Source organism: Duganella sp. GW821-FHT07F09 (assembly GCF_059418705.1).
The window spans coordinates 78,504-91,486 of record NZ_JBWKQJ010000003.1 but is presented as its reverse complement, the minus strand read 5'-3'; the positions used below and the strand labels follow the sequence as shown (position 1 = coordinate 91,486).

At 70.2% G+C, this 12,983-nt stretch carries 10 protein-coding genes; all 10 read left to right on the top strand.

Annotation, left to right across the window (positions count from 1 at the left end):
* Nucleotides 1-240: 240 nt before the first annotated feature.
* The 10 genes from AC07P1_RS09015 to AC07P1_RS08970 all read left to right on the top strand — a co-directional run bounded on the left by AC07P1_RS09015 (nt 241) and on the right by AC07P1_RS08970 (nt 12,908).
* Nucleotides 241-1,806, top strand: a complete 1,566-nt coding sequence (locus AC07P1_RS09015; RefSeq protein WP_494695464.1) for a TolC family protein — start codon at nt 241-243, stop codon at nt 1,804-1,806.
* Entirely contained in the window at nt 1,803-3,164 is a 1,362-nt protein-coding gene (locus AC07P1_RS09010) for an efflux RND transporter periplasmic adaptor subunit (protein WP_494695463.1), read from the top strand. The genes AC07P1_RS09015 and AC07P1_RS09010 overlap by 4 nt, the downstream gene beginning before the upstream one ends.
* Nucleotides 3,157-3,933 (top strand): ABC transporter ATP-binding protein, encoded by a 777-nt coding sequence (locus AC07P1_RS09005; protein ID WP_494695462.1) that lies wholly within the window; start codon nt 3,157-3,159, stop codon nt 3,931-3,933. Before AC07P1_RS09010 ends, AC07P1_RS09005 begins: the two co-directional genes overlap by 8 nt.
* A complete protein-coding gene (locus AC07P1_RS09000; RefSeq protein WP_494695461.1) occupies nt 3,926-5,179 on the top strand; it encodes an ABC transporter permease in 1,254 nt (417 codons plus the stop codon). Before AC07P1_RS09005 ends, AC07P1_RS09000 begins: the two co-directional genes overlap by 8 nt.
* Nucleotides 5,180-5,711: 532 nt before the next feature.
* Entirely contained in the window at nt 5,712-6,740 is a 1,029-nt protein-coding gene (locus tag AC07P1_RS08995) for a hypothetical protein (RefSeq protein WP_494695460.1), read from the top strand.
* A 463-nt stretch (nt 6,741-7,203) separates the two neighbouring features.
* Complete coding sequence (locus AC07P1_RS08990) at nt 7,204-9,225, top strand: hypothetical protein (protein WP_494695459.1); 2,022 nt, start codon at nt 7,204-7,206, stop codon at nt 9,223-9,225.
* A 41-nt stretch (nt 9,226-9,266) separates the two neighbouring features.
* Nucleotides 9,267-9,503, top strand: a complete 237-nt coding sequence (locus tag AC07P1_RS08985) for a hypothetical protein (protein ID WP_494695458.1) — start codon at nt 9,267-9,269, stop codon at nt 9,501-9,503.
* 186 nt (nt 9,504-9,689) lie between these two features.
* The gene (locus AC07P1_RS08980) at nt 9,690-10,817 is read left to right on the top strand and encodes a hypothetical protein (RefSeq protein ID WP_494695457.1); all 1,128 of its coding nucleotides are present in this window, start codon (nt 9,690-9,692) and stop codon (nt 10,815-10,817) included.
* Nucleotides 10,818-10,835: 18 nt separating this feature from the next.
* Complete coding sequence (locus AC07P1_RS08975) at nt 10,836-11,267, top strand: type 2 periplasmic-binding domain-containing protein (RefSeq protein WP_494695456.1); 432 nt, start codon at nt 10,836-10,838, stop codon at nt 11,265-11,267.
* Between the two features lie 36 nt (nt 11,268-11,303).
* Nucleotides 11,304-12,908, top strand: coding sequence for a methyl-accepting chemotaxis protein (locus AC07P1_RS08970; protein ID WP_494695455.1), 1,605 nt, complete (start codon nt 11,304-11,306; stop codon nt 12,906-12,908).
* Nucleotides 12,909-12,983: the final 75 nt, after the last annotated feature.

Genomic DNA, 12,983 nt, shown 5'->3' with positions numbered 1-12,983 from the left:
ATGCCCAACATCCCCTTGTACGGCGGTGTCGCGGGTTCACGCGGATGCGTTCGACGTCTCGGCGAGGGGTGCCGCCATATCCGCACGGCCCGGATCGCACTTCCCTGAGCTTGTGGGGCGGGCCCTCGTTTCGCCAGACGTCAGGCTTGCCCGGGCATCCTATGACTCATATGTCGTCGCGTTGACTTATCGGGGGTATTGAAATGAAGACCGGCAAAATCATCAGCAAGAACGGTTCCTATGATGTGTTTACTTCGCTATAGCGCGTTGTTGTTGGCGCTGCAGATGGCGGCTGCCGGCATGGCGCGCGCCCACCCCGGCGCTTCAGCCGCGCTTCCGGATGCGCGGCCGGTGGTCGACGCCGCGCCGGCGCCACCGTCGGCGGTATTGCGGCTGGGCGTGCAAGAGGCCCTGCGGGGCGCACTGACGCGCGCCGTCGCCATCCAGACCCAGCAACTCGATGTGGGGCAGCAGCAGGCCCAGACCGAGCAGGCCAGCCATGAATTCCTGCCGCAGACCGTTCTGTCGAGCCAGTTGGAGCGCAACAGCGCCTCCGCCACCGGCATGGCCGCCGCGCGCGGCACGGCGCTGTCGGCCGACCTGACGTCGACCTGGAAGCTGCGCTCCGGCACCCAGCTATCGCTGACCGAGGGGCGCCAGTATGACCGCCACGGCCAGACGGCGCCGGTCGACGGCGTCGATCCCGGCGTCAATCCGAACACCGGCAGCCGGGTCCGTTCGCTGTCGCTGACGCAGCCGCTGTTGCGCGGCGCCGGACGCGACGTGGTGTTGCTCAACGAACGCCGGGCCGGCCTGGCGCTGGAGAGCGCGCGCAACGGTTTTTTGCAGACCCAGCGCGACGTGGTGCTGGCCGGCGTGGCGGCGTACTTCGGCCTCGAACAGGCGCAGCAGAACGTCACCCTCGCGCAGGCCGCGCTCAAGCGCGCGGCCGAGACCAAGGCGATCAACGAGGACCTGCTGGCCGCCGGGCGCATCTCGCGCATCGCCCTGCTGCAGAGCGACGCCGACACCGCCCATGCCGAACTGGCGCTGATGCAGTCGCGCCAGGCCGAGAACGTCGCCCGCCGCCAGTTGCTGCGGGCGATCGGCCGCTACGACCTGGACGCCGACCGCACGGAGGTCGCGCTCACCGACACCTTCACCGCCTACCTGCCGCCGGAAACGCAGAGCGAGGGCGCGGTCATGCGCGAGGCGCTGGCGCGGCGGGTCGATCTGGCGTTGGCGGCGGCGGCCGTCAAGGAGGGCCGCTTCGGCGTGACCGAGGCCGACGACGGCCTGCGCAACCAGCTCGAGCTGTATGTGCGGCGCGACCGCTCGGGCCAGAACGCCGCCGGCGTGGCGACGCGGGGCGCCAACCTCGCCATCGGCCTGAGCTATTCGATGCCGCTGGATAAATCGGCCGGCCGGCTGGCGGCGGGCGCGGCGCGCGTGGCGTTGCGCAAGGCCGAGCTGTCGCGGACCGATCTGGAGCGCACCGCGCGCACCGAGGTCGGCGACGCGCTCAGGAACATCGATTTCGCGTTTCTGCAGTACCGGCTGGCGCAGCGCACGGCCGGGCTGGCGCGGCAGCGGCTGGACGCGGAGGTCGAAAAGACCCGCGCCGGCCGCAGCAGCGCGACCGATCTGTCGCTGGCGCAGGACGCGCTGAACCAGACGTTGTCGCAGGAGGTGCAGGCGCGCTTCGCGATCTTCACCGCGCAGCTCGAGCTGCAACGCGTCAGCGGCACCGTGCTGGAGCAATGGCATGTGCAAGCGCTGGCGCAGGACACCGGACTTTCCCCATGACCCACCCGAACCGGGACACCGACATGCTGAACCATTCCCCGAGAAAGCGATTTTACGTGCGCGCGGCCGCGGCGGCGCTGGCCGGCCTGGCCGCCTGCGCGCTGACGCTGGCGGCGCGCCCGGCGGCGCCGGAGGCCGGCCGCTGGCTCAAGGCGGCGGCGGCGCCGGCCGCGCAGCCGTTGCAACTGCAGGGCGCGCTCGCGCCGCTCAACGCCGTCAACATCAGCGCGCCGGTCGACGGCGTGCTGCTGGCCAAGTACGTGCAGTTCGGCGACGCGGTGGCGGCGGGGCAGAAGCTGGCGCAGGTCAGCGACACCGAACTCAAGCGCCAACTGCGCGAGGCCGAGATGGCCGAGATCCAGGCGCGGCAGGCGTTGAACGCCGCCCGGCGGCTCGAGGCGGGTACTGAGTACCAGGGCGCCGCGCGCCGGCTGCTGGCGGCGCAAAACGCGCTGGCGGCGGCGCAGGGCCGCGGCGCCGAGGCGCAACGGCTGTACGACAAGGGCATCATCGCGCGCACCGAACTCGACGCCGCCAGGCAGGAGATCGACGCCGGCCAGAGCCAGGTCGACGGCGCCGCCGACGAGATCGCCACGCTCAAGCTCAAGCGCTCGGGCGAGGCGCTGCGCGTGCTGGAACTGGATCTGGAGAACCGCCGGCTGCAACTCGACGACCTGCGCGCCAAGCTGAAGGCGACGACGATGCTGGCGCCGCTCGCCGGCGTGGTGCTCTATCCGGCGGCGGGCGACGGCGGCGACGCCGCGCCGGCCAGGGAGCTCAACCCGGGCGCGGCCGTCACGCCCAAGGATGTGATCCTGACGGTGGGCGACACCTCCGCCTTCGTGATCAAGGCCTGGGTCGACGAGGAGGATGCGCGCCAGCTCGCGCCCGGCCAGGCCGCGCGCGTCACGCTCGACGCCGACGGCGCGCGCGCGTTCGACGGCGTGGTGCGGCGGGTGTCGTCGCAGGCGCGCGCGGCCGACGCCCGCCAGGGCAACCGCGGCGCGGCCGAATTCGAGGTGCAGATCCTGCTCCAGGCGCCGGCCGGCCGGCCGCTGCGCGTGGGCAGCTCGGTCACCGTCGGCATCACGCCGCCGCCCGGGCCGGCCACCTTGCGCATTCCGCTGGCCGCGGTGGCCTGGAACGCGGCGGGGCGGCCGGTGGTGCGCGTGCGCCGCTCGGCGTCGGACCCGGGGCGCGTGCGCGAGATCGACGCCGGCAAGGCGCTCGCCGACAGCGTCGAGGTCAAGTCCGGCGTGGCCGCCGGCGACGAGGTGTGGGTGCCGGCCGCACCGGCGCTGGCCGCCGCCGCGCCGGGCATGCTGGACCGACTGTTGCCGGCGGCCGGCGATGAATGAGGCCGGCCTGCTTGACGAGGGCCGCGCGGGCGCGCCGCTGATCGAGCTGCGCCAGGTCACGCGCGCGTTCGAGGTGGCCGGCGAACAGGTCGTGGCGGTGCGCGGCGTCGACCTGCTGGTGGGCGCCGGCGAGGCGCTGGCCATCGTCGGGCCGTCGGGCTCGGGCAAGTCGACCATGATGAACCTGATCGGCCTGCTCGACACGCCCAGCGCGGGCCACTACCGGCTGGCCGGCGTCGACACCCGGACGCTGTCGCCGCGGCAGAAGGCCTGGCTGCGCAACCAGGACATCGGTTTCGTGTTCCAGCAGTGCCACCTGTTGCCGTCGTTGACGGCGCAGCAGAACGCGCAGTTGCCGCTGTTGTATCGCGGCCTGTCGCAACGGGCGTCGCTCGAGGCGGCGCGTCAGGCGCTGGCGGCGGTCGGGCTGGAGCACCGCATGGCGCACCGGCCGGCGGAGCTGTCCGGTGGCGAAAAGCAGCGCGTGGCCATCGCCCGTGCCGTGGCCGGGCGGCCACGGTTGCTGCTGGCCGACGAGCCGACCGGTGCGCTGGACTCGGCCACCGGCGCGCGCGTGCTCGATTTGCTGCGCGAGGTCACCTCGGCGAGCGGCGCGGCGCTGCTCATGATCACCCACGACATGGGCATCGCCCGCCAACTGCCGCGCCAGATCGAGATGCGCGACGGCCGCATTGCACCGTGCGCGCCGGCGGCCGGAGCGGGCGCTCCATCGGGCCCTTGCGCGGCAGGACGGGGGCGCCATGCGTGAGCTCGGGGGCCACCGGCAGCGCCTGCGGATCGCCTTCGGCTTCGCCTGGCAGAGCGTGCGCGGCAACCGCCGCCGCATCGCGCTGGCGGTGGTCGGCGTGGCGATCGGCATCGCCGCGGTCACCTCCATGCTCATCATCGGCAACAGCGTGGCCGCCCAAGCCACGCGGGCGCTCGATCAACTGGGCGCGGACGTGGTGACGATCACCATGGCAGCGCCGGAGGCGCCGGGCGCGCAGGGCGAGCCGTTGGGCGGCGCGGCGCGCGGCCGGCTCGACGCCGCCACCGGCGCCGCCGCCGCCGCGCTGCGGCCGATGCCGGAGGTGCAGTCGGTGGCGCGGCTCGAGCGCCGCTTCGGCTGCGGCGACGGGCCGGAACCGGCGCTGGGCAACCCGGAGATCGTCGCCGCCAACCCCGACCTGCCGGGCGTGCTGTCGCTGCGCCTGCGCCACGGGCGCTTCCTGCACGCGCTCGACGGCCACGAGCTGTGGGTGGTGCTGGGCGCCGACGCCGCCGCCGAGTTGCGCAAGACCCGGCTCGACCTGCGCCCGGGCGTGCCGGTGCGCCTGTGCGGCAAGCCCTTCCTGCTGGCCGGCGTGCTGGCGCCATACTTCGGCGACGACCTGCTGCAGTCGGTCAAGATCAACCGCAGCGTGTTCGTCTCGCCGGCGGCGGCGCGGCGCCTGGGCGGGCCGCCGGCGCCGTCGACGGCGCTGCTGCTGGCGCGGCTGCGGACCGGCGCCACGGCGCCCGACCTGCCCGAGCGGCTGGCGGCGCGCCTGCGTACGCTGTTGCCGCAGCCGCTGCAGGCGAGCGGCGCCCGGCAGGTCAGCGAACTGCGCCAGCAGCAGGTCGCGCTCTACACGCGCTTTCTCGCGGTGCTCGGCGGCGTGGCGCTGCTGGTCGGCTCGCTGGGCATCATGAACGTGATGCTGGCCGCTGTCGCCGAGCGCAAGGCGGAGATCGGCCTGCGCATGGCGCTGGGGGCGCACGCGGGCGACGTGGTGGCGCAGTTCCTCATGGAGAGCGTGCTGATCTGCATGTTCGGCGCGGCGCTGGGGCTGGTGCTGGGCGTCGCCGGCGCCGCCGCGGCGCTGACGGTGGCCGGGATCGACGTCACGCTCGATGTCGCCACGCCGCTGTGCTCGGCCGCGCTGGCGCTGCTGAGCGGGCTGGCCGCCGGCGCCTATCCGGCGGCCGGCGCGGCGCGCCTCGATCCGGTGACCACGTTGCAGGGGCGGCTGTGAACAGCAAGGCCGGCTTGGGGGCCTGTTTTTCGCCGGCCGAACGCGTCGGTCATTTTGACAGGGAAGCCACATCGCTGGCCGGGAAACAGGACGACCCGCCCTCGATGGCGGAAACACAAATAAGGTGCATGTATGCGAATTAATCCATCCCCCGCCCATCCAACCTTGGCCCCGTCCGCCGATAGCCAGCAGGCGGGCGACGTTGCGGAGTCGTCGCCATCGGCCGCCGCCCGCGGCGGCGGGCCGCGTCCGGCGGCGATTCCGGAGCTGGAGGAGCGCCCCCCCCAGCCCGCCGCGCGGCGTGGGGGAAACGCTGCGCCGGACGTTGCTGGCGGAGCTGCTTGCCCATCCGCCTTCGCTACCGGACGATACCCATCCGGCATGGCGGCCGGCCGGCCAAGCGCCGGCGCGGCGGGGCGCCTCGCCCATGGCGCCCCCGGTCCCGCTCGCCCCCGCTCACATTGATGAAATGATCGACGAACCGCTGGGGGCCGACGTCCCTCCACGCCCTCCCGCCACCGAGGCGGACGAAATGATCGACGAACTGTTGCGGGACGACTTCCACCTGCGCTTGACGCCCGCCGTTTCCGGCGGGGACGCCCCGCTCATCGCCTGGTTCCAGGAAACGGCGATGGCCTGCGGCGGCATGCCGAGCACCGTGGGCCAGTATGCCAGCCATCTGCGCGGCTTCAGCGCCTGGCTCGCGCGGCAAGGCAGGCCGGGGCTGGCCGCCGGACCGGACAATCCCGCGCTGGACACGCTGGCCAGGATCTTCATGAACGACGGGGGCGGCGCAAAAAACACCCGCGCGGCCCTGAGGCAGTTGCGCCGGGTCATGAGCGCTCCTCGGCGACCAATGGCGGTGGCCATCCCATCATCGAAAACGCACGCGGTTACCGCCGGGGATCAGGCGCTCATCGACAAATTCATCACCACGGTGAACGTGGGGGGCGGCGGGCTGAACTTGCGGACGGTGGCCAAGTATGCCAGCAGCCTGCGCGGCTTCAGCGCCTGGCTCGCGCGGCAAGGGCGGCCGGGACTGGCCGCCGGACCGGACCATCCCGAACTTACGGCGCAAGTTGGGATGTTCATCGCCGACGGCGGGCAGAAGAACATCGCCGTGGCCCTGAAGCACTGGCGCAACGCCATCGCCGTTCCCCCGCAAGGGGCGGCAGCGGCCGTCGTGCCTCACCCGAAGCATGTGGTTTCCGGCGCGGACGCGACGTTCATCGCCCAGTTCGAGGAAGCGATGCTGGCTGGCGGCAGCGCGCCGGCCACCGTGGCCACCTATGCCAGTCGGCTCCGCGGCTTCAGCGCCTGGCTCGCGCGGCGGGGCCAGCCGGGGCTGGCCTCGGAGAACCCCGGGCTGGATGCGCTGGCCGACATCTTCGTCAAGAACGGGGATGGCGACGCGGGCACCAGTACGGCCCTGAAGCGGTTGCGCCAGGTCCTGGCCGCTCCCCGGCGGCCGGCGGTGTCCACCATCGAGCCGCGACAGAAACGGCCGGCCGGCGAGGAAGCGCGACAGGCGGGGCCTTCAAAACGCGGCCGTCATGCCTAGCGGCCAAGTCCCGCCGCCACGGGCCATTCTTTTCTCCACAGTCATCGAGAGGGTATTCAAATGAAAAACAGCAAAATCATCGGTCAAAAAATGGCACGAATAAGGTGCATGCATGCGAATTAATCCGTCCCCCGCCCATCCAACCTTGGCCCCGTCCGCCGATAGCCAGCAGGCGGGCGGCGTTGCGGAGTCGTCGCCATCGGCCGCCACCCGCGGCGGCGGGCCACGCCCGGCGACGACGCCGGGGCTGGCGGGGCTCGCCCCACGCCCGCCGCGCGGCCCTGGCGCGGGGCAACCGCTGCGCCGGACACTGCTGGCGGCCTTGGCGGCCCCGCTTGCCCATCCGCCCTCGATAGCAGACGATAACCCTCCGGCATGGGGGGGGGCCGACCACGCGCCGGCGTGGCGGGGCGCCCCACCCATGGCGCCCCCGGCCCCGCTCGACCCCAGTCAGATTGATGAAATGATCGACGAACTGCTGGGGGCCGACGTCCGTCCGCGCCCTCCCGCCACGGAGGCGGACGAGATGATCGACGAACTGTTGCGGGACGACTTCCAACTGCGTTTTAAGCCCGTGCTTTCCAGCGGGGACGCCGCAGTCATCGCCCGGTTCCAGGAAACGGCGATGGCCAGCGGCGGCATGCCGAGCACCGTGGCCCAGTATGCCAGCAATCTGCGCGGCTTCAGCGCCTGGCTCGCGCGGCAAGGCCGGCCGGGGCTGGCCGCCGGAGCGGACAATCCCGCGCTGGACACGCTGGCCAGGACCTTCATGGACGACGGGAACGGCAGGAAAAACACCCTTGCGGCCCTGACGCAGTTGCGCCGGGTCATGGGCGCTCCCCGGCGACCGGGGGCGGTGGCCATCCCTCCATCGAGAAAACACGCCGTTCCCGCCGAGGACGAAGCGCTCATCGGCAGGTTCATCGCCACGACGAGGGCCGGCGGTGGCGCGCCGGGCATGGCCACCGTGGGCAAGTATGCCAGCTACCTGCGCGGCTTCAGCGCCTGGCTCGCGCGGCAAGGCCGGCCGGGGCTGGCCGCCGGAGCGGACCATCCCGAACGCGAAGCGCAAGTCGGGCTCTTCATCGCGGACGGCGGGCATAAGAACATCACCACCGCCCTGAGGCACTGGCGCGACGCCATCGCCGGTCCCCCGCAAGGGGGGGCGGCGACCGTCGTGCCCCACCCGCGGCATGATGTTTCCAACGAGGACGCCGCGCTCATCACCCTGTTCGAGGAAACGACGGCGGCCGGCGGCAGCATGCCGGGCACCGTGAGCCAGTATGCCAGCCACCTGCGCGGCTTCAGCGCCTGGCTCGCGCGGCAAGGCCGGCCAGGGCTGGCCGCCGGACCGGACAATCCCGAGCTGGACACGCTGGTCGGGACCTTCATGGACCACGGGGGCGGCGCGAAATCCACCCGCGCGGCCCTGACGCAGTTGCGCCGGGTCATGAGCGCTCCCCGGCGGCTGGGGGCAATGGCCATTCCCTCGGCGAAAAAACACGCGGCTCCCGCCGAGGACGAGGCGCTCATCGACAGCTTCATCGCCACCACGAGGGCCGGCGGCGGCGTGACGGCCATGACTACCGTGGCCAAGTATGCCAGCCACCTGCGCGCCTTCAGCGTCTGGCTCGCGCGGCAAGGCCAGCCGGGACTGGCCGCCGGACCGGACCATCCCGAACGCGATGCGCAAGTCGGGCGCTTCATCGCGGACGGCGGGCATAAGCACACCGCCACGGCCCTGAAACACTGGCGCGACACCATCGCCGTTCCATCGCAAGGAGAGGCGGCGACCATCGCGCCCCACCCCATGCATGCCGTTTCCGGCGCGGACGCGGCGCTCATCGACCGGTTCGGGAAAATGGCGAAGGCCGGCGGCAGCGCGCCGGCCACCGTGGCCACCTATGCCAGCCGGCTCCGCGGCTTCAGCGCCTGGCTCGCGCGGCAAGGCCGGCCCGGGTTGGCGTCGGAGGAACCCGATCTGGAGGCGCAAGTCGATCTCTTCGTGAGGGACGGGGGCGGCAACAAGAAAACCCCGGCGGCATTGGCGCAGTTGCGCCAGGTCATGGCCGCTCCCCCGCGGCAGGCGGTGGTGGCCATCCCGCTGCAAAATAGGCACGTGGTTCCCGCCGGGGATCAGGCGCTCATCGCCCGTTTCGAGGAAACGATGCTGGCTGGCGGTAGCGCGCCGGCCACCGTGGGCACCTATGCCAGCCGGCTCCGCGGATTCAGCGCCTGGCTCGCACGGCAGGGCCGGCCCGGGCTGGCCTCGGCGTCCCCCGAGTTGGATGCGCTGCTCGATCTCTTCGTCCAGAACGGGGACGGCATAGGCATCCGTGCGGCCCTGATGCACTTGCGCCGGGTCCCGGCCGTTCCCCAGCGGCTGGGGGCGCTCACCATCGAGCCGCGACAGAAACGGCCGGCCGGCGAGGACGCGCGACAGGCGCCACGGGCGGGGCCTTCAACACGCGGCCGTCATACGTAACAGCCAAGTCCTGCCCGCCGCCACGGTTGGCGCCGCGCGCCATGGCGCGCAACGCGTCAAAGCCGCCGGCCGGCGCCTCTCGCGCAGCCTCGCCCCGGCCGTCACCGGCTTGCCAGTCGCGCCGTCAAATCATCAACGTCGATCGCCTGCGCAATGCCGGAAAAGACCCGAGGCAGCATAATTACAACAGCCAGACCAAGGCCGGCTTGAAATTTTTTTGGGCTGTCATGACCAAGGAAAATCATCACGACGCCAGTGGTGGCGGCTCCGCGCGCTGAATTCCCTACCAATTTATAGGAATTTTCCCACAGCAAGCTGTGATATTTCCGTACATTAATTTTTCTTGCGGTTTGCTACCATTTTTAGCAGGCGGGCGACGACCGGATTGTTCCCATTACGAAGCGCCCACACACCTGCAGTCAATCGCGACATCGACTGCGCGCACATCCAGAGAAGGACGCAACATGATAGACAAAAAGAAGGTCGGCATCCTCGCCGTCGCGGCGATCGCGCTCGGCCCGGCTCGTGCGGAGGAAGGTAGCGCCGCACCGATGTTCAAGGTCGGCGGTTTCGGCACCCTGGGCGTCACCCATTCCGACAGCGACGCCGCCGACTATATTTCCCGCTACTACGACCAACCCAACGGCGCGGGCAAGACCCGGGCCTGGAGCGCCTCGGTCGACAGCGTGCTCGGCGTTCAGTTGACCGCCACCTTCAGCAAACAACTCTCGGCGGTCGTGCAAGTCATCTCCGAGCAGCAATGGAACGGCAACTGGCGTCCCGGCGTCGAGTGGGCCAATGTCAAATACGCGTTCACACCGGATTTCAGCGTGCGCGCCGGGCGCATTCTGCTGCCCACCTACATGCAGTCGGAATCGCGCAAGGTCGGCTACGCCACCCCCTGGGTGCGGCCGCCGGTTGAGCTGTACAACCTGCTGGGGCTCACCAAGAGCGACGGCGTCGACGCCACGTACCGGCTCCGCCTTGGCGACGTGACCAACACCACCGGCGTCCTGGCGGGCCAGGCCACGGTCAACACCGCCCTGGTTCCCGGCGTCCCGACCCATTTCCGCAAGATCCGCGGGGTGTCCGACCAGATGGAATACGGCGCATGGACCGCCAGGGTGGCCTACCAACGCGCCGTGCTGCTGACGCCGCCCTTGGCCGGGCTGAACGCCTTCGGCTGTGACCGCTGCGATCTCGGCGCGGCGATCAAGGTGGCCAGTGCCGGCCTCACCTACGACCCGGGCGACTGGTTCGTCATGGGCGAATGGGCAAGAAGCGAGCTGTACCGCAAAACGTTCAGCGTCGCCGGGACCAAGACGGCCGCCTATGCCACGGCTGGCTACCACATCGATAAATTCACCCCTTATCTCAGCTATTCGCGGGTGGGCCAGATGGGCGCCCCCTTCCTGGGGAGCAGCGCGCAAAAAACGCTGTCGGGCGGCCTGCGTTGGGACTTCCTGAAGAATGCCGATTTTAAGTTGCAATACGAGAGGGTCAAGCCGGACAACGGCTCAACCGGATTCTTTATCAACGGCGTGCCGGCCGCTGCCAACTTGCTCAGCGCGACCGTCGATTTCGTGTTCTGAGTCAGCGAAGGATAAAAAATGATGATCAAGAAACCCCTGAAACTGTGGCCGCTGGCCTTGGCCCTGGCCCTGGCGGCCGGCGGCGCGTCGGCCGAAGTCGTGGTGATCGTGTCGGCGAAAAACACGGTCAAGATGCTAACCCCCGAGCAAACCTCCGACATCTTCCTGGGCAAGCTGTCCACCTTTCCCGGTGGCGCCGCGATCGTACTGCTCGACCAGTCCGAGGGTTCGCCGCCGCGCGACGAGTTCTACGCCAAGCGCGTCGGCAAGTCCGCCGCGCAGCTGAAGGCCTACTGGTCCAAGCAGATTTTCACCGGCAAGGGCGAGCCGCCCAGGGAGGTGGGCGGCAATAACGAAGTCAGGAAGGCCGTCGCCAACGATCCGAGCGCCATCGGCTACATCGACAAGAGCGCCGTGGACGCCAGCGTCAGAATCGTGCTGGCGCCGTGAGCCGGCATCGCGCCCAACAAACTCAACGAGGATCCAATGAAACAGCTGCATCGCGTTCCACTGCTGTGGAAGGTACTGCTTCCGCCCATCATCGCCATGTGCTGCATGGCCGCCTACCTGGGCACGAGCTCGTTCGTCCTCAAGCAAAACAACCAGCGCCTGGCCAGCGTGCGCGATGTGCAGCTTCCCTTGCTGGACGCCAGCACGGAGAACGTGGGCGCGCTGGACAAGATCATCGACAACCTGAATGGCGCGGCAGCTTCGGGCGAGCAGGATCAGCTGCGGACCGCCGCCGCCATCGCCGCCAGCGTCAGGGGCAACTACACCAAACTGCGCAGCGTCGACGGCACACACGCGGCGGCCCTGCGGCGGCTGGCGGCCGAGTTCGACGCCTACTATGAGAGCGCCTACGCGCTGGCCAAGCAGTTGGTGGACAAAAACGGCGTGCCCGAGGCTCATGCGGCGAAGACCATGTCCAAGCTGCTTGAGATCTACCGCAAGGACCTGACGGCGTTTCGCGATGCCGCCAACCAGGGCTTCATCGACACCATCGGCAGTGCCACTCGCGACGCCGACCGCGCGATCGCCATCGGCGCCGCGATCGGCGGCCTCGGCCTGGTGTTGACGCTGGGTGTGGCGGTGACGGTGGCGCGCTCCCTGCTGCGGCAATTGAAGCACGCCGTCGTGGTGGCGCAAACCGTCGCCGCCGGCGACCTGAGCGGCGACATCCATGTCTCATCGAGCGACGAGGCCGGACAACTCGTGCAGTCGCTGAAGGACATGAACGACAGCCTGGGGCGCATCGTCGGCGATGTCCGTGGCGGTTCCGACCGCATCGCCACGGCGTCCGGCCAGATCGCCTCGGGCAACCATGACTTGTCGTCGCGCACCAAGGAGCAGGCGGGCTCGCTGGAAGAGACGGCGGCGTCGATGGGAGAGCTGACCTCGACCGTCAAGCAAAACGCCGACAACGCGCGCCAAGCCAACCAGCTCGCGCTGTCGGCCTCCGATGTGGCCGTCAAAGGCGGCGCGGTGGTCGCGCAGGTGGTCGATACGATGGGCGACATCAACGCGTCGGCGCGCAAGATCGTCGACATCATCAGCGTCATCGAGGGCATCGCGTTCCAGACCAATATTCTGGCCTTGAACGCCGCGGTGGAGGCGGCGCGGGCGGGCGAGCAGGGCCGTGGCTTCGCGGTGGTGGCCACCGAGGTCAGAAACCTGGCGCAGCGTTCCGCCACCGCGGCGAGGGAAATCAAGGACTTGATCGGCAACTCGCTGCGGCAGGTCGATCTCGGTGCCCACCTGGTCGACCAGGCCGGCCAAACGATGAAGGAGATCGTCTCCAGCGTCAAGCGGGTGACCGACATCATGGGCGACATCACGACCGCCAGCCAGGAGCAAACCAACGGCATCGAGAGGGTCAACCAAGCCATGGTGCGGATGGAGCAAGCGACCCGGCAAAATTCGGCGCTGGTGCGGGAAACCGCCTGCGCGGCCGAATCCATGCTGGAACAAACCGGCAAGCTGGCGCATGTGGTCAGCGTGTTCAAACTGCCGCCGCGAGCGCCGGGTTCGACACGACGCGCGCCAGCCGCGCACGCACGCCTCCGCATCGGCGACGGCCGGGAAAATCCTTAACCCGTCGGCTATGCGCCAGCGCGGGCCGGGAGGCCCGGTAACGATGCGCCACGCGGCACGCTTTAAGCGGGCGCG

Excerpts from the sequence above, each read along its gene's own strand:
- AC07P1_RS09015 (WP_494695464.1), top strand. The coding sequence starts at position 241 with ATGATGTGTTTACTTCGCTATAGCGCGTTGTTGTTGGCGCTGCAGATG.
- AC07P1_RS09010 (WP_494695463.1), top strand. The coding sequence starts at position 1,803 with ATGACCCACCCGAACCGGGACACCGACATGCTGAACCATTCCCCGAGA.
- AC07P1_RS09005 (WP_494695462.1), top strand. The coding sequence starts at position 3,157 with ATGAATGAGGCCGGCCTGCTTGACGAGGGCCGCGCGGGCGCGCCGCTG.
- AC07P1_RS09000 (WP_494695461.1), top strand. The coding sequence starts at position 3,926 with ATGCGTGAGCTCGGGGGCCACCGGCAGCGCCTGCGGATCGCCTTCGGC.
- AC07P1_RS08995 (WP_494695460.1), top strand. The coding sequence starts at position 5,712 with ATGATCGACGAACTGTTGCGGGACGACTTCCACCTGCGCTTGACGCCC.
- AC07P1_RS08990 (WP_494695459.1), top strand. The coding sequence starts at position 7,204 with ATGATCGACGAACTGCTGGGGGCCGACGTCCGTCCGCGCCCTCCCGCC.
- AC07P1_RS08985 (WP_494695458.1), top strand. The coding sequence starts at position 9,267 with ATGGCGCGCAACGCGTCAAAGCCGCCGGCCGGCGCCTCTCGCGCAGCC.
- AC07P1_RS08980 (WP_494695457.1), top strand. The coding sequence starts at position 9,690 with ATGATAGACAAAAAGAAGGTCGGCATCCTCGCCGTCGCGGCGATCGCG.
- AC07P1_RS08975 (WP_494695456.1), top strand. The coding sequence starts at position 10,836 with ATGATGATCAAGAAACCCCTGAAACTGTGGCCGCTGGCCTTGGCCCTG.
- AC07P1_RS08970 (WP_494695455.1), top strand. The coding sequence starts at position 11,304 with ATGAAACAGCTGCATCGCGTTCCACTGCTGTGGAAGGTACTGCTTCCG.